At 61.8% G+C, this 20,551-nt stretch carries 18 protein-coding genes, 1 tRNA gene and 1 pseudogene; 5 read left to right on the top strand and 15 right to left on the bottom strand.

From position 1 onward, the window contains the following. Window positions 1-13: 13 nt before the first annotated feature. The 11 genes and pseudogenes from glpK to PU133_RS07175 all read right to left on the bottom strand — a co-directional run. The gene (gene glpK, locus PU133_RS07225) at window positions 14-1,510 is read right to left on the bottom strand and encodes a glycerol kinase GlpK (protein ID WP_404864089.1); all 1,497 of its coding nucleotides are present in this window, start codon (window positions 1,508-1,510) and stop codon (window positions 14-16) included. A gap of 77 nt (window positions 1,511-1,587) precedes the next feature. Continuing rightward, window positions 1,588-3,417 (bottom strand): ABC transporter substrate-binding protein, encoded by a 1,830-nt coding sequence (locus PU133_RS07220; protein ID WP_126009074.1) that lies wholly within the window; start codon window positions 3,415-3,417, stop codon window positions 1,588-1,590. 73 nt (window positions 3,418-3,490) lie between these two features. Continuing rightward, a complete protein-coding gene (locus PU133_RS07215; RefSeq protein ID WP_404864088.1) occupies window positions 3,491-3,772 on the bottom strand; it encodes a DUF2160 domain-containing protein in 282 nt (93 codons plus the stop codon). 17 nt (window positions 3,773-3,789) lie between these two features. Further along, the gene (locus tag PU133_RS07210; RefSeq protein ID WP_126012907.1) at window positions 3,790-4,608 is read right to left on the bottom strand and encodes a carbohydrate ABC transporter permease; all 819 of its coding nucleotides are present in this window, start codon (window positions 4,606-4,608) and stop codon (window positions 3,790-3,792) included. 112 nt (window positions 4,609-4,720) lie between these two features. Next, a complete protein-coding gene (locus PU133_RS07205; protein ID WP_126009070.1) occupies window positions 4,721-5,590 on the bottom strand; it encodes a carbohydrate ABC transporter permease in 870 nt (289 codons plus the stop codon). A 2-nt stretch (window positions 5,591-5,592) separates the two neighbouring features. Further along, a complete protein-coding gene (locus PU133_RS07200) occupies window positions 5,593-6,657 on the bottom strand; it encodes an ABC transporter ATP-binding protein (protein ID WP_404864087.1) in 1,065 nt (354 codons plus the stop codon). Window positions 6,658-6,667: 10 nt separating this feature from the next. Continuing rightward, the gene (locus tag PU133_RS07195) at window positions 6,668-7,750 is read right to left on the bottom strand and encodes an ABC transporter ATP-binding protein (RefSeq protein WP_404864086.1); all 1,083 of its coding nucleotides are present in this window, start codon (window positions 7,748-7,750) and stop codon (window positions 6,668-6,670) included. Window positions 7,751-7,800: 50 nt separating this feature from the next. Next, window positions 7,801-9,330 carry a glycerol-3-phosphate dehydrogenase gene (glpD, locus tag PU133_RS07190; protein ID WP_404864085.1) on the bottom strand — a complete coding sequence of 510 codons (1,530 nt, stop codon included), beginning with the start codon at window positions 9,328-9,330 and terminating at the stop codon, window positions 7,801-7,803. Window positions 9,331-9,474: 144 nt separating this feature from the next. Further along, a complete protein-coding gene (locus tag PU133_RS07185) occupies window positions 9,475-10,239 on the bottom strand; it encodes a DeoR/GlpR family DNA-binding transcription regulator (protein ID WP_404864084.1) in 765 nt (254 codons plus the stop codon). Window positions 10,240-10,481: 242 nt separating this feature from the next. Further along, window positions 10,482-10,967 (bottom strand): bacterioferritin, encoded by a 486-nt coding sequence (gene bfr, locus PU133_RS07180; RefSeq protein WP_126009060.1) that lies wholly within the window; start codon window positions 10,965-10,967, stop codon window positions 10,482-10,484. Next, window positions 10,939-11,244 (bottom strand): annotated as a pseudogene (locus PU133_RS07175) (bacterioferritin-associated ferredoxin); the annotation flags it as partial. The pseudogene PU133_RS07175 and the gene bfr, both read right to left, overlap by 29 nt. Window positions 11,245-11,812: 568 nt before the next feature. Between PU133_RS07175 and PU133_RS07170 the strand changes: the two are divergent. After that, window positions 11,813-13,069: an MFS transporter gene (locus PU133_RS07170; protein WP_404864083.1), complete on the top strand. Its 1,257-nt coding sequence runs from the start codon at window positions 11,813-11,815 to the stop codon at window positions 13,067-13,069. 13 nt (window positions 13,070-13,082) lie between these two features. Here the strand turns inward: PU133_RS07170 and PU133_RS07165 are convergent, their stop codons facing one another. Beyond that, the gene (locus PU133_RS07165; protein WP_404864081.1) at window positions 13,083-14,051 is read right to left on the bottom strand and encodes a Gfo/Idh/MocA family protein; all 969 of its coding nucleotides are present in this window, start codon (window positions 14,049-14,051) and stop codon (window positions 13,083-13,085) included. Window positions 14,052-14,278: 227 nt separating this feature from the next. Between PU133_RS07165 and PU133_RS07160 the strand changes: the two genes are divergently transcribed. Continuing rightward, window positions 14,279-14,355: transfer RNA gene (locus PU133_RS07160), tRNA-Met, on the top strand. Between the two features lie 511 nt (window positions 14,356-14,866). Beyond that, complete coding sequence (locus tag PU133_RS07155) at window positions 14,867-15,850, top strand: calcium/sodium antiporter (RefSeq protein ID WP_404864080.1); 984 nt, start codon at window positions 14,867-14,869, stop codon at window positions 15,848-15,850. Between the two features lie 74 nt (window positions 15,851-15,924). On the opposite strand, the gene PU133_RS07150 is transcribed toward PU133_RS07155, so the two are convergent. Further along, window positions 15,925-16,962, bottom strand: a complete 1,038-nt coding sequence (locus tag PU133_RS07150; RefSeq protein WP_404864079.1) for an aldo/keto reductase — start codon at window positions 16,960-16,962, stop codon at window positions 15,925-15,927. Between the two features lie 148 nt (window positions 16,963-17,110). On the opposite strand from PU133_RS07150, the gene PU133_RS07145 reads away from it, so the two are divergent. Beyond that, a complete protein-coding gene (locus PU133_RS07145; protein ID WP_404864078.1) occupies window positions 17,111-17,734 on the top strand; it encodes a TetR/AcrR family transcriptional regulator in 624 nt (207 codons plus the stop codon). 86 nt (window positions 17,735-17,820) lie between these two features. On the opposite strand, the gene PU133_RS07140 is transcribed toward PU133_RS07145, so the two are convergent. Next, window positions 17,821-19,089: an amidohydrolase family protein gene (locus PU133_RS07140; RefSeq protein WP_404864077.1), complete on the bottom strand. Its 1,269-nt coding sequence runs from the start codon at window positions 19,087-19,089 to the stop codon at window positions 17,821-17,823. A 107-nt stretch (window positions 19,090-19,196) separates the two neighbouring features. Here PU133_RS07140 and PU133_RS07135 point away from each other — a divergent pair, with 107 nt between their 5' ends. After that, window positions 19,197-19,625, top strand: coding sequence for a nuclear transport factor 2 family protein (locus PU133_RS07135; protein ID WP_126009050.1), 429 nt, complete (start codon window positions 19,197-19,199; stop codon window positions 19,623-19,625). A 15-nt stretch (window positions 19,626-19,640) separates the two neighbouring features. Here the strand turns inward: PU133_RS07135 and PU133_RS07130 are convergent, their stop codons facing one another. Beyond that, complete coding sequence (locus PU133_RS07130) at window positions 19,641-20,333, bottom strand: GntR family transcriptional regulator (protein WP_404864467.1); 693 nt, start codon at window positions 20,331-20,333, stop codon at window positions 19,641-19,643. Window positions 20,334-20,551 lie beyond the last annotated feature (218 nt).

Raw genomic sequence — 20,551 nt, 5'->3', positions numbered from 1 at the left:
AAAAAGGCCCGCGCTAGGGCCTGGAGAGCGTTCTTGAAACAGCATCGTCCCAGCCGGCGATTTTCTCCTGGCGGGTCTCGGCGCTCATTTTCGGCTCGAAGCGGCGATCGCGCTCCCAATCTTCCGCAAAGCCCGTCCGATCCGGCCAGATCCCGGCCTTGGAGCCGGCAAGCCACGCCGCGCCAAGCGCCGTCGTTTCCAGGATCCGCGGCCGATCGACAGGTGCATCCAAAATATCGGCAAGGCATTGCATCGTCCAATCGGACGCCACCATGCCACCATCGACGCGCAGCACCGTATCCCCATTGGCGCCGGACCAGTCGCGGTGCATGGCGTTGAGAAGATCACGGGTCTGGAAACAGACCGATTCCAGCGCAGCGCGCGCCAGCTCTGCCGGGCCCGTGCTGCGGGTCAGACCGAAGATCGCGCCGCGGGCGTTCGCGTCCCAATGCGGTGCACCAAGCCCGGTAAAGGCCGGCACGAGGTAGACCGCCTGTTCCTGATCCGATTTGTCCGCGAGCGCCCCGCTCTCCGAGGCGTCCTTCAATATCTTCAGGCCATCGCGCAGCCATTGGACAGCCGCCCCGGCAACGAAGATCGAGCCCTCAAGCGCGTAGGTCGTCTCACCGTCAAGGCAATAGGCGATCGTCGTCAACAGGCGGTTGTTCGATTCAACGCGATCCGCGCCGGTGTTCAGCAGCGCGAAACACCCCGTTCCGTAAGTCGATTTGAACATGCCCGGCTTGAAGCAGGCCTGGCCGATCGTGGCCGCCTGCTGATCGCCGGCCACACCGAGGATGGGGATCGCAGCACCGAGGACGCTCTTGTCCGTGACGCCGAACTCGCCCGAGCAATCACGGATCTCCGCAAGCGCCTGGGCTGGGATGTTCAGAAGAGACAGAAGCTCCTCGTCCCAACTCACCGTATCGATATTGCAGAGAAGCGTGCGCGAGGCGTTGGTCGCGTCGGTCACGAAGGACTGGCCACCCGTCAGGCGCCAGATGAGAAACGTGTCGATGGTGCCGAAGCACAATTCGCCCTTGTCGGCGCGGGCGCGCGCATCGGGAACATGATCGAGGATCCAGGCCAGCTTCGTGCCGGAAAAATACGGGTCGAGCAGCAGCCCCGTCCGTTCCGTGACCATCGGCTCATGCCCGGCATCGCGCAGCTCGGCGCAAAGCGCAGCGGTGCGTCGGTCCTGCCAGACGATCGCGTTGTGAATTGGCTTGCCCGTCGCCCGGTCCCAGACGACAACCGTCTCGCGTTGATTGGTGATGCCGATGGCTGCGACGTCGCCGGCTTCGAGGCCTGCCTTCTCCAGCGCCGATCGAACGGACCAGATCACGCTCTCCCAGATGTCTTCCGGGTCGTGCTCGACCCAGCCGGAGTGTGGGAAATGCTGCGGAAATTCCTTTTGGCCCACGGCAACGATGCGACGCGCCTCGTCAAAGAGGATCGCACGGCTCGATGTCGTGCCCTGATCGATCGCGAGGATGTGCTTCGCTGTCATGAATTCGTCCATTCGTGCCCATGCGCATAAACGGAAGCCGGGGATGAACCCCGGCCCCCTTGCTCGTTGAAGAACGATCAGTTCTGCTGGCCTTCAGCTTCGCTTTCGGCAGGAGCATCGGCTTCTGCCGGTGCTGCTTCCTCTTCCATGGCTCCAGCATCGGCCGGTGCCGATGCATCAGCGGCCTGCCAGCTCTGGATCAGCTCGTCATAGGTGATCGTCTGGGGCTCTTCGTCCTCGTTTTCCTTCTTGAGCTGCGGCGCGATCGTGCCGTTGGCCTGCGCCTGCTCGTTCCAGTACTCGAGGCTCTCTTCCTCGTTCAGAACCGGACCCAGGTCGCCCTGGATGCCCGAACGCTGAATGCGCTCCATCACAGCTTCCTGCTCGGCACAGAGCTGGTCCATGGCCTCCTGCGCGGTCTTCTCACCGGAAGACGCATCGCCGATCGCCTGCCACCACAGCTGTGCGAGACGCGGATAGTCCGGCACGTTGGTGCCCGTCGGCGACCACTGAACGCGGGCCGGCGAACGGTAGAACTCGACGAGGCCGCCGAGTTCAGGCGCACGCTCCGTGAAGCTCTCATGCTGGATGGTGGATTCGCGGATGAAGGTCAGGCCGACATGGCTCTTCTTCACATCCACGGTCTTCGACGCAATGAACTGGCCATAGAGCCAGGCCGCCTGGGCACGATCGACCGGGGTCGATTCCATCAGCGTGTAAGCGCCGGCATCCTGATAGCCGAGCTTCATGCCTTCCTGCCAGTAGACGCCATGCGGGCTGGGCGCCATGCGCCACTTCGGCGTGCCGTCTTCGTTGAGGACTGCGGAAGCACCTTCGCCAACCATGTCTGCGGTGAAGGCGGTGTACCAGAAGATCTGCTGAGCGATGTTGCCCTGAGCCGGAACCGGGCCGGATTCAGAGAAGTTCATGCCCTGGGCTTCCGGCGGTGCGTAGGCTGCCAGCCAATCGAGATACTTCTGAATGGCATAGACCGAAGCCGGGCCGTTGGTGTCGCCGCCGCGAGCGACGCACGAGCCGACCGGCTGCGAGTTCTCGTTGACGCGGATACCCCATTCGTCGACCGGAAGACCGTTCGGCAGGCCTTTGTCGCCGTTGCCGGCCATCGAAAGCCAGGCATCGGTGAAGCGCCAGCCGAGCGAAGGATCGCGGCGGCCATAGTCCATGTGACCGTACATCGACGTGCCGTCGATTTCCTTGCCGGTGAAGAATTCGGCAATGTCTTCATAGGCCGCCCAGTTGATCGGCACGCCGAGCTCGTAGCCATACTCGGCTTCAAACTCAGCCATGATCTCCGGATCGGTGAACAGGTCGTAGCGGAACCAGTAGAGGTTCGCGAACTGCTGAACCGGAAGCTGATAGACCTTGTCGTCCGGGCCGGTCGTGAAGGAGATGCCGACGAAATCTTCCAGATCGAGGTTCGGGTTGGTGAAGTCGGCACCCTCGCCTGCCATCCAGTCGGTCAGGTTGCGGACCTGCTGGTAGCGCCAGTGGGTGCCGATCAGATCCGAGTCGTTCACATAGGCGTCGTAGAGGTTTTCGCCGGTCTGCATCTGCGACTGCAGACGTTCCACGACGTCGCCTTCGCCGATGAGATCGTGCGTGACGCGAATGCCGGTGATCGCGGTGAAGGCCGGAGCCAGAACCTGGCTTTCATACTCGTGCGTCGTGATGGTTTCCGAAACGACGCGGATCTCCATGCCGGACAGCGGTTCCGCCGCATCGATGAACCACTGCATTTCGGCTTCCTGTTCCTCGCGCGAAAGCGACGACATGTCGCCGATCTCGGCATCGAGGAAGGCTCGGGCTGCTTCCATGTCGGCATGGGCGACGCCCATTCCGCAAAGCAGCGCAAGCGCCGTGGTCGTTGAGAACAGTTGCTTTCGCATGAGGTTCCTCCCTTTGAGTGCGATTGCAGTTTGCCGTCCGAAAGCCGCCTTGAGGGCGGCCCGTTGCCTCTCCCTAGACGAAGCGGAACACGCCGATCGCGTAGACCACCGATAGGGCTAGAGCCCACCACAGATTGGGACCGACGAGCCCCAGCCATGCGAGATGAATGAATGCCGAGCCGAGCAGCGACAGAAACAGCCGGTCGCCGCGCGTCGTCTCGAAGCGCAGGATGCCGACCCGAGGATTGCCGCCCGGCGAGAAATATTCCCACACGCCCATCCCGAGCAGCAGCGTCAGAATGCCGAGGAAGAACAGCGCCGTCGGCGTCGTCCAGGCCATCCATGAGAAATCCATATCCGGTCTCCTCTTCTTCAGACGCGGCCGAGGGCAAAGCCCTTGGCGATGTAGTTGCGCACGAAATAGATCACGAGCGCACCGGGAATGATGGTGAGCACGCCGGCCGCCGCCAGCACGCCCCAGTCAAGGCCCGACGCCGAAACGGTGCGCGTCATCGTGGCGGCGATCGGCTTAGCTTCGGTTGTCGTCAGCGTCCGCGCCAGAAGCAGTTCCACCCACGAGAACATGAAGCAGAAGAAGGCAGCCACCCCTATGCCGGATGCGATCAGCGGCATGAAGATCTTCACGAAGAAGCGCGGGAACGAATAGCCATCGATATAGGCCGTCTCGTCGATCTCCTTCGGCACACCCGACATGAACCCTTCGAGGATCCAGACTGCCAGCGGCACGTTGAACAGGCAGTGCGCAAGCGCCACCGCGATATGGGTGTCGATGAGGCCGAACGACGAATAGAGCTGCAGGAACGGCAGCGCGAAGACGGCCGGCGGCGCCATGCGGTTGGTGAGAAGCCAGAAGAACAGATGCTTGTCGCCGAGAAACTTGTAGCGCGAGAACGCATAGGCCGCAGGAAGAGCCACACCCACCGAGATGATCGTGTTCAGCGTCACATAGATGATCGAGTTGATATAGCCCGAGTACCAGGCCGGATCGGTGAAGATCACCATGTAGTTGCGCAGCGTCGGGTTCTGTGGCCATAGCGAGAATGAACCGAGGATCTCGGTGTTCGTCTTGAAACTCATGTTGACGAGCCAGTAGATCGGCAACATCAGGAACACGATGTAGAGCGTCGGAACGAGCCACCAGAAGCGCGATTCACGCCCCCGACGGCGCATCTTGCGCGCCACTGCCTCGCTTTGGCCGAGCGCCTCGTGGTGCGAAGACGCCGTTTCCCTCAGCATGGTCGTCGTGGTGGTTGCCATGGCACTTGCCTCCCGTTCGGCCATCTCAGCGGTCCGCCGTGTCGTAGTTCGTCATGACGGTGTAGAAGACCCATGACAGCGCCAGGATGATCAGGAAGTAGACGATGGACATGGCGGCAGCCGGTCCGAGGTCGAACTGCCCGATCGCCATCTTCACGAGATCGATCGACAGGAAGTTGGTGGCGCTGCCCGGTCCACCGCCGGTGACGACGAACGGCTCGGTGTAGATCATGAAGCTGTCCATGAAGCGCAGCAGCACGGCGATCAGAAGTACGCGATTCATCTTCGGCAGCTGGATGTAGCGGAAGACGGACCATCGCGACGCGCCGTCGATCTTCGCCGCCTGATAATAGGCGTCCGGGATCGAGACGAGACCGGCATAGCAGAGCAGCACGACGAGCGACGTCCAGTGCCACACATCCATGACCACGACCGTGATCCAGGCATGCCAGGGATCGGTAGCGTAGTTATAGGAGATGCCGAGCGTGCGCAGCGTGTAGCCGAGCAGACCGATGTCGCCACGGCCGAAGACCTGCCAGATCGTGCCGACCACGTTCCACGGAATGAGGAGCGGCAGCGCCATCAGGACGAGGCAGATCGGTACGCCGATGCCTTTGCGCGGCATGTTCAGCGCCACGAAGATGCCGAGCGGGATCTGGATGGCCAGGATCACCAGCGAGAAGCTGAGGCTGCGGATCAGCGCGCCATGGAAGCGGCTCGATGTCAGAACCTGCTCGAACCATTCGGTGCCGGCCCAGAAGAAGACGTTGTTTCCGAACGTGTCCTGCACCGAGTAGTTGACCACCGTCATCAGCGGGATGACGGCGGAGAAGGCAACCAGCACCAGAACCGGCAGAACGAGGAACCAGGCCTTGTTGTTGTAGGTCTTTTCCATGATCAGCCCCTCGTCTCGACGCGCCGGGAGTCGGCATAGAGATTGATGCCTTCGGGCACAAAGGTGACCCGCGGATCCGCCGGGATGTCGCCATCCTCCGGCACCATCACCGCGATGTCGTGGTCGGCGAGTTGCGCCCGCACGATGCGGTGTCGGCCGATATCCTCGACTTTCGAGATCGAGATCGGCATGCCTTCGCGGCCGAGCGTGACGAATTCCGGCCGGATGCCGAGCTCCATCTTGCCCGGCATGGGCGTCGCGCCAGGAATGTCGATTACATGTTCGCCGAGGCGCGCACGCCCTTGGTCGAGCTTGATCGGCACGATGTTCATGCCTGGCGAGCCGATGAAATAACCGACGAATGTGTGGGCAGGCCTTCGGAACAACTCGTCCGGCGTGCCGATCTGGACGATCTCGCCCTCATACATGACGACGACCTTGTCGGCGAAGGTGAGCGCCTCGGTCTGGTCGTGCGTCACATAGACCATCGTGAAGCCGAAGCGGCGGTGCAGCTTCTTCAATTCCGAACGCAGCACCCATTTCAGATGCGGATCGATGACCGTCAACGGCTCGTCGAAGAGGATGGCGTTCACGTCCCGCCGCACCAGCCCGCGACCGAGCGAAATCTTCTGCTTCTGGTCCGCGGTCAGGCCCCGCGCCCGCTTGTTGGCGCGGTCGGAGAGATCAAGCATCTCGAGCGTTTCGGTGACGCGCTTCTTGACGTCCGCTTCCGGCAAGCCGCGATTGCGCAGCGGAAAGGCGAGATTGTCGAAGACCGTCATCGTGTCGTAGACGACCGGGAACTGGAACACCTGAGCGATGTTGCGTTCTTCGGTCGAAAGGTTTGTCACATCGGCGCCATTGAACCGGATCTGGCCTTCGGAAGGCTTCAAGAGACCCGAAATGATGTTGAGAAGCGTGGTCTTGCCGCAACCGGAAGGGCCGAGCAGCGCATAGGCGCCGCCGTCGCTCCACTGGTGGTGCACCTCTTTCAGCGCGTAATCGTCGGCCGATTGCGGATTGGCCATGTAGGCGTGACGGATATGGTCGAGTTCGATGCGTGCCATCGGTTTCTCCTCAAGCCGCAAGCGACGATGGCGCCATGGCCCGTCGGCCCTGCGCGTCGAAGACCAGGATGTGGCGCGGGTCGATATAGGCTTCGACCATCGCGTCCGGTTCGAACTCGTGGATGCCGTGGACCAGCGCCACCCATTTTTGACCGGCGAAATCGAGATGGATGAAGCTTTCCGAACCGGTGATCTCCGTGACCGTCACCCGCGCCTTGATGGGTGCATGATCTTCGCCCAAGCGCTCGAGGCGCAATTGATGCGGGTGGAAGGCCATGCGGTACGGACCGTCAGCAAGCGATGCGAGCGCGCCTTGCGCCGGCACACTGGCATCGCTTTCCATCACGAAGCGCCCGTTGCGCTTGACCACGTCGATCGCATTCAATGGCGGGTCGGCGAAGGTCTCGGCCGTCAGGATATCGGCGGGCTCCCGGTAGACGTCGATTGTCGGGCCGAACTGCGTGACGCGCCCTTCGCTCAGCGTTGCCGTATTGCCGCCAAGCAGCAGCGCTTCGCTGGGTTCTGTCGTCGCATAAACGAAGATCGCGCCGCTTTCTGCAAAGATGCGCGGCAATTCGAGACGCAGTTCCTCGCGCAGCTTGTAGTCGAGGTTGGCGAGCGGCTCGTCGAGCAACACCAGACCGGCATTCTTCACGATGGCGCGCGCCAGCGCAGTGCGCTGCTGCTGCCCGCCGGAAAGATTGAGCGGTGTGCGCTTGAGCATCGGCGTGAGCTTCAGCAGTTCGGCGGCTTTACGCACCTCCCGGTCGATCGTTGCCTTGTCGACGCCGGCAACCCGCATGGGCGAAGCGATGTTCTCGTAGACGGTCAGCGCCGGGTAATTGATGAATTGCTGGTAGACCATCGCGACATCGCGCTTCTGCACGGAAACGCCGGTCACATCCTTGCCGCGGAAGAACACCTGTCCCGACGTGGGTCGATCGAGACCCGCCATCAGCCGCATCAGGCTCGTTTTGCCGGACAGCGTCGGCCCGAGCAGAACGTTCAGCGTTCCCGGCTCCAGCGTCAGGTTGATGTCGCTGATATGCGTCTCGGCACCCACCATCTTGGTGACGCCCTTGAGCTCCAGCATGTGTCCTCCTCCCTTCGCGCAGTCTCGCGGCCAGGCCGCGGCCGCCCGTCTTACTCGGCCGCCGAATGGCTGATGCCGCTTCTCTTTTCCCGTATGTATCGATCGAGCGCAGCTGCCTCCTCCGCGCCAGTCTTCAGGCCGAGCTTCGTGCGACGCCACAAGACGTCCTCGGCCGATTGCGCCCATTCCTGCTCGATCAGGTAGGCGACCTCCAACTCGTAGAGGTCAGCCCCGAAATGATGGCCGAGATCGCTTGCCTGAGAGGCAGTGCCGAGGAGCTTCCAGGCGCGCGTCCCGTAAAGCCGGACGAGGCGATGCGCCTGCTGCTCGCTCAGGAACGGATAGTCACCCTTGAGCCGGCGCACCTGCTCCGGAAAGCCTTCGGCATCAAAATCACCGCCCGGCAAAGTCGCGCCTGCCGTCCATGGCTTGCCCTTTGGCCCGATAGCCTCGGCGATCTTGTCCATCATCGATTCCGCCAGGCGCCGGTAGGTGGTGATCTTGCCGCCGAACACGTTGATCAGCGCCGGTCCGCCATTCGCACCATCGCGCTTCAGCACATAGTCGCGCGTGGCTTCCTGCGCCTTGCTGGCGCCGTCATCATAAAGCGGCCGCACGCCCGAATAGGTCCAGACGACGTCGCTGCGCTTGATGGGATTGGCGAAATATTCGCTGGCGGCATCGCATAGATAATCGATTTCCGCCTGCGAGATGGCAGCGTCCTTCGGGTCGCCCTCATAGTCCAGATCCGTCGTGCCGATCAGCGTGAAATCGCCCTCATAGGGAATGGCGAAGATGATCCGGCCGTCGGCGTTCTGGAAAATGTAGCACCGGTCATGCTCGAAAAGCCGCCGCACGACGATATGGCTGCCCTTTACAAGCCGCACATTGTGAACATCGTTACGACCGACAGCACGCGAGAGAACCTGATCGACCCAGGGACCTGCCGCATTGACGACGGCGCGCGCCCGAACGTCTTCCCGCCGGCCGCTCGCCTGATCTTCGATCGTCAGCAACCAGCCATCCTTTTCCGTGCGGGCAGAAACGAGCTTGGCGCGCGGCCGGATGACGGCCCCTTTGTCGGCCGCATCGCGGGCGTTCAGCACCACGAGACGCGCATCATCGACCCAGCAGTCGGAATATTCGAACGCTTTTGAGAACAGCGGCTTCAGCGGCTTGCCGGCTGGATCGCGCTTCATGTCGAGCGTCGTCGTTGCCGGAAGACGGCGGCGCCCGCCGATATGGTCGTAGAGGAAGAGCCCGAGGCGCAGCAGCCAGGCAGGACGCAGACCCTTGTGGTGGGGCAGCACGAAACGCAGCGGCCAGATGATGTGCGGCGCCATGCCCCAGAGCACTTCGCGCTCCATCAGCGCTTCGCGCACCAGGCGAAACTCGTAATGCTCGAGATAGCGAAGACCGCCATGGACGAGCTTCGTCGACCACGAGGATGTGCCCGAAGCAAAATCGTTCATTTCGGCCAGGCAGACGCTGTAGCCGCGACCAACGGCATCCCGCGCGATGCCGCATCCATTGATGCCACCGCCGACAATGAAAATGTCGAACGCCTTCGAACCGGACACGGAACCCCTCCCACTTCGCAATGCAGCATTCTATTGCGCTGCACGAAAGTTAGTGAAAGCATAACGAACCAAAAACGAATGTCAAAGGCGAATTCGAAGAACGCACGTCATTCTGGCCCGCGATCGGCAGGCACAACAAGAATATCAGATGGCGACTTCCACCAAGCGGACGTCGGATTCCTCACAAATCCCCCGAATTCTAGGGTCTGGACAACGGTCCGTGATGAAGCTGTCGACCTGCGAAATGTGCCCGATCCGGACGGGCGCCGTGCGCTCGAATTTCGTGGAATCGCACACGAGAATGACATGGCGCGCATTGGCGATGATCGCCTGCGCAACCTTCACTTCTCGAAAATCGAAATCGAGCAGAGCGCCGTCTTCATCGATCGCGGAGGCACCGATCACGGCGTAATCGACCTTAAACTGACGGATGAAATCGACCGCAGCCTCGCCGACGATCCCGCCGTCTGATCCGCGAACCACGCCGCCGGCGATCACCACTTCGATCGATGGGTAAAGACGTAACCTGTTGGCGACATTGATGTTGTTGGTGATGACCATCAATTCGGTGTGGTCGGTCAACGCCTCGCCGACCGCTTCCGTCGTCGTGCCGATATTGATGAACAAGGAGGCGTTGTTGGGAATGAGATGCGCCGCTTCACGACCAATCGCGATCTTTTCGCGCGAGGCGATCAGACGGCGTTTTTCATACTGCAGGTTCTCGCTGCCGCTCGGCAGAGCCGCGCCGCCATGAATGCGAACGAGCTGGCGATGATCGCAAAGATCGTTGAGATCCTTGCGGATGGTCTGCGGCGTGACCCCGAACTTCGACGCAAGGTCGTCGACAATGACCCGGCCATCGGCCTTGGCAATATCGAGAATCTGCTGCTGCCGAACCGACAGAAACATGATGCACGCCTCTCCTCACCAGAACTTGCCTTGCATGCGCGCACCCGATCAGCGGCGCCGAAATGCCGCCACACCCTCCGCCGGGCACGACAAAGAAACGCACATTGCCGGTGCACTATGCGCCAAACGAAAGAAAACCGAAAGTGGGAGATTTGCGGCGAGAGCCTGAGGCTGGTCGCGATCTGCAACGGATCGCTCGTCAAAGAAAAACCGGCGGCACCTGGATGCCGCCGGCTCGATGATTACTCGGCTTCGTTGGCCGGCAATGCGTTCAGGAGGCCGTAGCGCTCTTCGCCGATCTTGGCCATCAGTTCGAGCTGTGTTTCGAGGAAGTCGATGTGGCCTTCCTCGTCCTTCAGCAGGTCTTCGAAAAGCTCCATCGTGACGTAGTCGCCGCAGTCGTGGCAGACGTCGCGCGATTCCTTGTAGGAGGTGCGTGCGTCGTACTCACCAGCGAGGTCGGATTCGAGAACTTCCTTGACGTTCTGCCCGATGCGCAGCGGCGCGACCGACTGCAGGTTCGGATGACCTTCGAGGAAGATGATGCGCTCGATGATCTTGTCGGCGTGCTGCATCTCTTCGATGGATTCCTCGCGCTCCTTCTTGGCGAGGCGGCCGTAACCCCAGTCAGCGAGAAGCCTGTAGTGGAGCCAGTACTGGTTCACCGCCCCCAATTCGAGAAACAGCGCCTTGTTCAGTCGCTCGATGACCCGTTCGTCGCCCTTCATGATGCCTCGTCCTTCCATACTGATCGAGCAGCGCATTCAGCCGCTCCATGAAAGGAAGGACCTCAGCGCTCGGTGTGTTGCGGGTGTGATACTCTTCGGTGACCCTCAGGATCGTATCCACCACATTGGGGAAACATCCGCAACATTTACCGCGTTTGCTGAGTGCGTGATAGACTTTTGCGGGCACGATCAGCTGCCAGCGATCTTCATCGAGCAACGACACGATCGTCGACTCGATGTCTTTCTGACTGATGTAATTGCAGTGACAAACGATCATGTCCAACCACTCTGCAATGCCGCCGAGTTAACAGGCGGCCATGATCGCCGACCGGTTGCCATCTCGCATCGCATGGGCAGCGAAAGGCGGCTGATCGGCTGGGCTCGCCAGTCTTATATGAGCCAGCGGATCAACTTTGTCAAAGGCCGCGGACAGATCGCGCCATGAAATCAATAGTTTAGAATTATTCCAAACTGAAAGTTGCTTGGGATTTTGTTGGTCACGGACGACGAAAGGCCGCCGGAACCCGGTTTGCGCCTGTTCATCCGAGGTCGCGTTCCGGGCCCGGCGGCCTTTTCCTTTGGCATCGTTCGATGCCGTCTTGCTGGCCCCCTCTGGACCTTGAACAAGACTATGCAACCAGTATGCCAGACGGCCTGAAGACCTGAATGCAGGCTTTGTGACCCATCAGAATTTCTGAAAGATCCTACACCGATTAAAACTTGTGCAGGAAGAACCACGGTTGCATTCTCGCCGGGCAGCAGGCGGGCGGCGCAATCAGCGTCGTGCCGGGCGCTGCCCAGCATGCCGCGGCCCTCTTCAGCGGGTCACGAGCGGGGTCGTCCAAGTGTTTTCGTCATTTCTCTCCGGGCGCGTTCCCGCATCCTTTGCGCTCGATGGCCGCTATTCCTGGACGCGGCTTGCCATATCGGCTCTGATCGGCACGGTCGGCAGCGCCGGGATGTGGTCGGTCATCCTCGTCATGCCCGCTGTCGAGGCGGAGTTCGCGGTAAGCCGATCGATGGCATCCATGCCCTACACGGCAACGATGCTCGGCTTTGCCGTCGGCAACCTGCTGCTCGGCCGCGTCGTCGATCGCTTCGGCATAGCACCGTGCCTGCTGGGCGCGGCCCTGGCGCTCGCCATCGGCTTTGCCGGCGCGGCGATAGCGCCAAGCCTCATCGTCTTCACTATGATCCAGGGCTTTCTCATCGGGATCGGGACGGCGGCATCCTTCGGCCCGCTGATTGCCGACGTCTCGCACTGGTTTCGGCGCCGCCGCGGCATCGCGGTCGCGACAGCGGCCAGCGGCAACTATCTCGCCGGCTCCATTTGGCCGCTTCTGCTCAAGGATATCATCGCGGTCGAAGGCTGGCGCACCGCCTATTTCACCATCGCGGTCATCTCGCTTTGCGTGATGATCCCCGGCGCGCTTCTCTTGCGGCCGCGCATTCCAGCCAATTTCACGGCCGATGCCAATCGCGTTGGCATCGACCCGGCAACCGGCCAGCGCATGACGCTTACGCCGCGCCAGCTGCAGTGGTTGCTGGCCGTCGCGGGCGTCGGCTGCTGCGTGGCCATGTCGATGCCACAGGTGCACATCGTCGCGCTATGCGCCGATCTCGGCTACGGCGTCACCGCGGGCGCTGAAATGCTGGCCGTCATGGTAGCCGGCGGCGTCGTCAGCCGTCTCCTGTCAGGTGTACTCGCCGACAAGATCGGCGGCATCCGAACCCTGCTTCTCGGCACCATCGGCCAGCTTATTGCGCTGACGCTCTATCTGCCCTCCGATGGGCTGACGTCACTCTATGTGGTGTCGCTCGTCTTCGGTCTGTCCCAGGGCGGGATCGTGCCGAGCTATGCGATCATCGTGCGTGAATATCTGCCGGCCGAGGAAGCCGGCCGCCGCGTCGGCATCGTCATCATGGCAACCGTGCTCGGCATGGCACTCGGCGGCTGGCTATCCGGCGCGATCTATCAATGGACCGGCTCCTACCACGCCGCCTTCATCAACGGCATCGCCTGGAACGTGCTCAACGTCGCAATCATCACCTTCATCATGATGCGATCGCGCGGCAGCCCGTCGGTGCCGGCAACCGCCTGACAGATGAGCAGCCTCAGCTCTGGTGACGCACCATGCCGGCCGTGAGGATACGCATCACCGCCAGGCCATCGGAGACGGGAGTGCGCGGTGCTTCGCCCGTCTTGATGCAGTGCAGGAAATGCGCACACTCGCGCGTCAGCGGCAGGCCCTCGGCAATTGGCTGATAGACCGGCTCGGCACTTTCGAAATGGATGCTGCCGTCCTCGCGCCAGACCCGGTGCGGATAAAGCTGCAACTTCTCAGCCCACGGCGCGACATCGTCGAACACGGCCATCCCCTTGTCGCCAATCACCGAAAGCCGCCGCTCGCGGTAGGGATTGAGCCGCGAGGTGAACACGTGACCGCGAAGCCCGGAGGGAAACGTCAGATGCAGATGGGCGAAATCGCTCAAATGATCGATGACGGCCGTGCCCTCGCCCGACACGCGCGAGGGCTCTTCCCCCGTGATCGCCAAAATCAGCGACAGATCATGCGGCGCGATATCCCATAGCGCATCGTTTTCCGGGTGAAACTTGCCGAGCCCGACCCGGTGCGAGTGAATGTAGCGGATCTGCCCAAGCTCGCCGCTGTCAATCAGGTCCATGAGCCCTTCGAACGCCGGATGGAAGCGCAGCACGTGACCCGTCATGGCGATAAGGCCGGCGTCGCGCGCGGCTGCGACCACCGCCTCGCCGTCCTCGATCTTCAGCGCGATCGGTTTCTCCACGAGCACATGTTTGCCCGCGGCGATCGCGGCCAGCGCATTCTCGGCGTGAAATTGCGGCGGCAGTGCCAGCACGACGCCGTCGATATCGGGGTCTGCCAGAACCTCGGCAGGCGTGCGCGCAACCGTCCCGGTCTCCGCGGCAATTGCGGCCGCCCGCTCCGCATTGTGATCGGCCACCGCCACCAGCGCGCCGAGGCCACGCAGCGTCCGCGCGTGGTTTGCGCCCCAATAGCCCGCCCCGATGACCGCGATGGCCGGCACGTCCCGTTCCGTCATGGTTTCCGCCTCTTCTTGCCTGCGGCTGGGATAGTCATCCCGCCATTGAAGCGCAAGTCGGCAGTGGGGGGGCGCACATCGCTTGAACAACCCGCCTGCCCGGAGATTACGCAGGTCCCAAGCTTTTCAAGCGCTGCCGCTTGACACCGAAAACCGCCACACCTTATATGCCGCCGACCCCAGCGATTGAGCGGCGCACCCGCACCAAGACCTGTCGCACGGGACCCGGCGGAGTAGCTCAGTAGGTTAGAGCAGAGGAATCATAATCCTTGTGTCGGGGGTTCGAATCCCTCCTCCGCTACCATTGTCTTATCCAAGCAAAATCAAACACTTAAGGCCGAACAGGGGTTCAGTTTTATGTGTGACATCTCGCGCCAATGTACGCGGAGATGTAATGGGTCGGATTTCCTACCTCACGCGCCGGGACGGGCGTTACTACGTGCGACAGCTCGCCGATCTCAAAGCAACGGCGTCTCACTTGGCGGTCCATTGCTTCGAATTGATCTTTCCGGACGAGACGCGCTTGCGTTCCGTGCACGGCGCCCCGAAGCGCGGATTTCTTCGATCGGCATGGAAGCTTCGACGAACGTGCCCGGCGACACGCTGTTATTCAACGCAAGCTGGGCACGGGTTCGGATGATGGCGCGGGAAAACGTGCTGTCAGCCTCGATTGCGCCGGTGCTTGGCTCTTGCTTACTTCGACAACACGGCTACATCGGATCGGAAGCGTGGTCGATGTCGGCTCATGCTGAACCGCAGGCATCACGTCAGTCGCACCGCGCTCGCGGGCCGCGCTCTAATCAGGAGTTCTATTCATGTTCGAGGTCTGGCTCCCACTGCTCGGAGGCCTTGTTCTGCTGTTGGTTGGCGGCGAACTCCTCGTTCGCGGTGCCGTGAACGTGGCTACGCGCCTTGGTGTCTCGCCTCTCGTCATCGGGCTGACGCTCGTTGGCTTCGGAACTTCGATGCCCGAACTCGTCACCTCGGTTCAGGCCGGGCTTGCCGGCTCCAGCGGCATTGCGTACGGCAATATCGTCGGTTCGAACATCGCCAACACCTTGCTGATCATGGGCGTTGCAGCACTCGTGATGCCAATTGCGGTGCAATCGCGCGCATTGCGGCGCGATGGCGTGACGATGGTCGCAGCCACGCTTGTATTCGCGGGTATTGCCGCCTTCATGCCGATGAGCAGACTGGCGGGCCTGGTCTTCATCCTTGCGCTTTGCGCCTATATCTACATCGCGTTTCGCCAGGAAAGCACGGGCCCATCCGATCATGGAGCGGCATTCGATAAAGGTGCTGCCCGGCAGGAGGCAGGTTCTGCCCTGACTCCGACTGAAGTTCGCCCGGCCCGGTCTCTCGGCTTTTCCCTCGCCACCGCCATCGCAGGGTTGGCGCTCGTGATCATCGGAGGCACGTTTCTCGTATCGGGCGCTGTTGCGCTTGCACGGGGCTTTGGTATCTCCGAAACCGTCATCGGATTGACGATCGTTGCAGTGGGAACTTCGATGCCCGAACTGGTGACCTCGGTGGTCGCGGGCCTGAAAAAACAGGGCGATGTCGCGTTCGGCAACATCGTCGGCTCCAACATCTACAATATTCTCGGCATCGGCGGTTTCACCGCTCTCATCGCTCCGGGCGCGGTACCGCGTGAGATCGCCACCTTCGATAATCTGGTGATGATCGCCGTGGCTTTCCTGCTCCTTGCGTTTGCTTTCACGAGCAGACGCGTCAGCAGATGGGAAGGGGGCGTACTGCTCGCGCTTTACGCTGGCTACGTCTTCCTGATCTGGCCGTGAGAGACCCGAGACTGACTGAGCAACGGCCCTGCCTTGGGCTGCGCCCTCGTCAAACGCGCTGGAAACCTACTGTTTTATTCGCGATCAACGACGGAGGCTCCGCCGAAGACGAACTTTTGGCGCGCCTGCGGTGAGAAGAGCCCATAGAGCATCGCGGTTTGTGGGCTGCTGACCTCGTCGAGGATGGCGATCTGGTCTGCCGGCAGCCGAAGCTCGGTGGCAGCAACGTTGTCGTGAACCTGAGACACGCGGCTCACCCCCATCAGGGCCGTATCGACCCCGCGTCTTGACAGAACCCAAGCCAGCGCCACGCGCGCAGGCGTCTCGCCGATCGTATCGGCAACACCGCGAAGCGCTTCGACGATGGCCCAGTTGCGATCGGTGAACAGCGTATCGCCGAAGGGATTGCTTCCATCCAGCCGCTTGTCGCCTTCCGGACGCGAAGCACCGGTCCCGGCATCGCTCGGCAGCCCTCCGGCACGGGGCGCGCCCGCTTCGACCGCAGCGCGATCATACTTGCCCGTGAGCAGGCCGTAGGCAAGCGGGCTCCAGGGAACCATGCCGAGGCCCATCGCCCGAGCAAGCGGCAGATGCTCGGCCTCCACCTCACGGCTGACGAGAGAATAGAAATACTGCAGCGCGATGGGGCCAGGCATGGCGTGGACGGACGCAAGCGTCGCCACTCTCGCCGCATACCAGGCAGGCGCGTTGGACAGTCCCCAGTAACGGATCTTGCCTGACCGCACGAGGTTCGTCATCGTCTCCAGAAGTTCCTCCGCCGGCGTCAGCGTATCCCAGATATGGACCCAATAGAGGTCGACATAGTCGGTCTCAAGCCGGCGCAGCGATCCCTCAAGCGCGGCGTGGACGTGCTTGGAGCCATTGCCGCCGACATGTGGGCCGCGGCCGTTGGCAAAGCCGGATTTCGTCGCAACGACGAGGCTGTCGCGCAGCCCGCGATCCGCAATGATTTCGCCGACCATTTCCTCGCTGCGGCCTCCGGCATAGACGTCGGCGGTGTCGATGAGGTTTCCACCCGCCTCGACATAGGCATCGAAAACAGCTTCCGCGTCGGCACGCTCCATGCCCCACCGATCGATGCCAAAGGTCATGGTCCCCAGTGAAAGCGAGCTTACGAGAAGGCCTGACCGACCCAGCGGACGATATGAACCCACAGACATACGATGGTTTCCTAGTGATCGCTACAAAACCTCTCTAACCGCCTTGAGATAGTCGGTCAAGCATTCTATAGTGAACCTTATGAAATCAACGGCCGCATCCACGACAAGACGCGCTGGTCGCCCGCTGTCCTTCGACAGGGACGCGGCGCTTGACAGCGCCATGCACCTCTTCTGGCGCCATGGATATGAGGCCACTTCGATCGCCGACCTGACCCGTGTCATGGGCATCATGCCGCCAAGCCTCTATGCTGCTTTCGGGGACAAGCGACGCCTCTTCCTGGAGGCGGTTCAGCGCTATCTGGGCGGCCTCGATGCCATCGAGCAAAAAATTGCCGAGGCGCCCACAGCTCATGATGCAGCCCGGGACCTGCTCGTCGCCGCAGCACTCGGTGACACGCGGGACGACGCGCCGCCCGGCTGTCTTCTCGCCAGTTCCCTCGTCAGCAGTTCGACGGAAGCCGATGCCGTGCGCGAGTCGCTGGCCGCTATCCGCAGGAACATCGAGGCGGCCCTGCGCGCCCGGATCGAGCGGGATATCCGTGAGGGCATCCTGCCATCAGGATCCGATGCGGAGATACTGGCGGGCCACGTCTTCGCTGTCATACAGGGCATGTCGACACTGGCGAAGGACGGAGCCTCCAGGACCAAGCTGCTGGGAATCGTGGATCGCGTGATGGCCAGCTGGCCGCAGACAGATCCTTGAGACTTCTAGCTGCTCGCAGGCCAATTTGAACGGCTGGTGACGCGAACGGAATTGCGAGTGAGAATCTGCCGAGCCTCTGGACGGCCTTATCCGAAGCTGGAACTGCCTTTCCGCAGCGCTGCCTGCTTGACGCTCGAAGGAGCGAGCAGTCGGGCCGTTTCGCGCACGAATGTCGGCTGGCCGCGCTTGTAGCCTTTGAGCGGATCTGGAAGTGCCGCGATGGCCTCGACCTCGTCTTGAGCATCGAGAACGATCAGATCCGCAGCGGCCCCCTTGGCGATCCCGTAATTCGGAAGCCGCATCAAGCGTGCAGGACTTTCCGTCACGAGGTCGAGCACAGAGCCAAAGTCCGAAGGACCGGCGTGGCAGACATTGGCGTAGAGGTTCGCCATGCGCAGCAGCGAGAGATCGCCGAATGGCGTGAACGGGTTGAGCACGTTGTTGGTGGCGATCGAACAGGTGACGCCCTGCGCCTGCAGGCGGTGGACCGGCGTCACGCCGCGCGGCACATTTCCGTCATGTGCGCGGCCCATGAGATAGAGGTCCGTCGCCGGCAAGGTGGTGACGGCAACGCCAGACTGCTCCAGGCGTACTGCGATCTGCGCCAGGGCGTCCGTGGAGAGCGCGGAAAGCTTCGTCGCGTGCCCCACGGCAACCCGCCCTTCCCATCCACGCCGCTCCGTTTCGCGCATGACGGCGTCGAGATGCATCCAATTGGGGTCGAGATCGAAATCGAGGTGGAAATCGAGATCGACATCGAAGCGTTGGGCCAGATCGAAGATGCGTGCGACATGATCATCGGGACGCGTGTCGGTATAGGGGCAGCCACCGAGGACGTCGGCGCCCTGCTTGAGCGCTGAGACCAGAAGCGCTTCCGTGCCCGGACGATTGAACAGCCCTTCCTGCGGAAACACGCAGATGTTGAGATCGATGGCCCACGCATAATCCTGCTTCAGGCTTAGGATCGCCTCGAAACTGCGAAGCCCGACCGCCGGGTCCAGTTCCACATGGGTGCGCATGTGGCTCGTTCCTTGGGTGATTGCGCGGTCGAGGCATCGTGCGCCGCGGGCGTAGACATCCTCGCAGGTGAAATCGGCTTTGAGGCGGGAAACGGCAGCGATGGCATCGGCCAGTCCGCCATGGTCATGGCCGCAGCGGTTCAGGAGGCACGCCTTGTCCAGATGCACATGTGTGTCGCAGAAGCCCGGCAGGATCAGCCTTCCGCCAAGATCTTCATGCGGTGCGGATGACGAAATCCGTGGCTGGATTTCCGCGATCAGCCCTCCACGGATGCCAATGTCCACGGGCTCTGCGCGGCCGCGTATCCGCCCGTTGCGGAGAACCAGATCAAGCATTGAAGACCGCTCACTTGCGCCAAAGAATAGCATGCAATATGCATATCAAAGTGTATTCAATCAAGCCGAATACTCGACACACCGCACGAGCGAACGAAGGAGCGATCATGTCTGTCCAATCCCTGGCCAATGCCCCTGACGATCGCATCCATGACGATGCCGAGATCGTGCGCCGCTATCTGGAGACATCGATGATCCCGGATCCGGAAGGCGCCGCCGCTTTCGTCGCGCCGGAATTCGTCGTGACCTTCACCGGTGGGCGCGATTTCGACCATCCGCGCGGTCCCACGGCGTTTAACGCCGCCCGCTACAACTGGGTGAAGAAGAAGATGGATCGGTTCGACGTCGCACCGGGCGACGGTGAGACTGTCGTCTACAGCATCGGTACATTGTACGGCGAATGGCCTGATGGGACGCCCTTCAAGGACAACCGCTACGTCGACCGGTTCGTCGTTCGCAACGGCAAGATCGTGAAGATGGATGTCTGGAACGACAGCGCCGAATGGATCCTCGATCCTTCGGTTTCCCGCAGCTGAGGCTGCAGGCAGGACTCAAGCCTTGCGCGGACGCTTCGATCGCGAAGCGACCTCTTCCGCATAAGGTGCAAGAATGTCCATGAGTTCGCGATTGCGCGCGTCCGGCGCGACCAGCAACGCGCGATCGGCCACTTGCTCCAGATGCTCACGCATCAGCCGCATGGCTTCCTGAACATCACCCTCAGCAAGAGCGTCGATCAACACGCTGTGCTCGTTGACGGCACATTCCGACGAGTGCGGCCGGCCGAAAGCCGACAGCGTGAGGCCGCACCGATACGAAACCTCGTTGACGTAGCGTGTCAGGATCGGCTTTCCGGTCATTTCGGCAAGCAGCACATGAAACTCGGTCGCAAGCCTGATCGAGGTTGCCTCACTGCCCTGGCGCGCCGCCTGCTCCGCCTCCACATGCTCTCGCAGTCGAGCGATCTGCTTCTTCTCGAGCCGGCCGGCAAGCGCCTTCACCACCAAGCCTTCCAGTTCGATGCGAATGTCGAACGTGTCGCGCGCCTCTTCCATCGAGGGCGTGGCGACCACCGCGATGCGGTTGCGCCGCAGGTCGACCAGACCTTCGGCGCCGAGCTGCCCGAGGGCATGGCGAGCAATCGTTCGGCTCACCCCGAAGCGCTCGCCGAGCGCATCTTCCGGCAGCCGATCGCCTGGCCGGAGCGCCTGCTCCACAATGGCGCGGCGGATTGCACGACAGATCATGCCCGCCTTGTCACCCAGACCATCGCGCGAACCGGGGGAACCCGGCACCTTATCTTCTCGAACCACAGAAGTTCTCCATCCCAGCGACAGAGTGATTAACGGCAGCGGGTGTCTTTATCAATCAAGGAGAGTGCTGTGCGCATGCAGTTCGCCGCTCAATTTGCAGCCAACGCATTGCTCAATTCGTGTGCAACGAGGGCCATCCATCGATTGCTCGC

Source organism: Georhizobium sp. MAB10 (assembly GCF_045012825.1).
Lineage (GTDB): Bacteria > Pseudomonadota > Alphaproteobacteria > Rhizobiales > Rhizobiaceae > Georhizobium > Georhizobium profundi.
The sequence above is the reverse complement of the archived record's forward strand: the minus strand, read 5'-3'. Positions and strand labels throughout refer to the sequence as shown.

Excerpts from the sequence above, each read along its gene's own strand:
- PU133_RS07195 (WP_404864086.1), bottom strand. The coding sequence starts at position 7,750 with ATGCTGGAGCTCAAGGGCGTCACCAAGATGGTGGGTGCCGAGACGCAT.
- PU133_RS07220 (WP_126009074.1), bottom strand. The coding sequence starts at position 3,417 with ATGCGAAAGCAACTGTTCTCAACGACCACGGCGCTTGCGCTGCTTTGC.
- PU133_RS07165 (WP_404864081.1), bottom strand. The coding sequence starts at position 14,051 with ATGACGGAACGGGACGTGCCGGCCATCGCGGTCATCGGGGCGGGCTAT.
- PU133_RS07155 (WP_404864080.1), top strand. The coding sequence starts at position 14,867 with ATGTTCGAGGTCTGGCTCCCACTGCTCGGAGGCCTTGTTCTGCTGTTG.
- glpK (WP_404864089.1), bottom strand. The coding sequence starts at position 1,510 with ATGACAGCGAAGCACATCCTCGCGATCGATCAGGGCACGACATCGAGC.
- PU133_RS07205 (WP_126009070.1), bottom strand. The coding sequence starts at position 5,590 with ATGGAAAAGACCTACAACAACAAGGCCTGGTTCCTCGTTCTGCCGGTT.
- PU133_RS07130 (WP_404864467.1), bottom strand. The coding sequence starts at position 20,333 with ATGATCTGTCGTGCAATCCGCCGCGCCATTGTGGAGCAGGCGCTCCGG.
- PU133_RS07200 (WP_404864087.1), bottom strand. The coding sequence starts at position 6,657 with ATGGCACGCATCGAACTCGACCATATCCGTCACGCCTACATGGCCAAT.
- PU133_RS07140 (WP_404864077.1), bottom strand. The coding sequence starts at position 19,089 with ATGCTTGATCTGGTTCTCCGCAACGGGCGGATACGCGGCCGCGCAGAG.
- PU133_RS07185 (WP_404864084.1), bottom strand. The coding sequence starts at position 10,239 with ATGTTTCTGTCGGTTCGGCAGCAGCAGATTCTCGATATTGCCAAGGCC.
- bfr (WP_126009060.1), bottom strand. The coding sequence starts at position 10,967 with ATGAAGGGCGACGAACGGGTCATCGAGCGACTGAACAAGGCGCTGTTT.
- PU133_RS07135 (WP_126009050.1), top strand. The coding sequence starts at position 19,197 with ATGTCTGTCCAATCCCTGGCCAATGCCCCTGACGATCGCATCCATGAC.
- PU133_RS07145 (WP_404864078.1), top strand. The coding sequence starts at position 17,111 with ATGAAATCAACGGCCGCATCCACGACAAGACGCGCTGGTCGCCCGCTG.
- PU133_RS07215 (WP_404864088.1), bottom strand. The coding sequence starts at position 3,772 with ATGGATTTCTCATGGATGGCCTGGACGACGCCGACGGCGCTGTTCTTC.
- PU133_RS07150 (WP_404864079.1), bottom strand. The coding sequence starts at position 16,962 with ATGACCTTTGGCATCGATCGGTGGGGCATGGAGCGTGCCGACGCGGAA.
- PU133_RS07210 (WP_126012907.1), bottom strand. The coding sequence starts at position 4,608 with ATGCGCCGTCGGGGGCGTGAATCGCGCTTCTGGTGGCTCGTTCCGACG.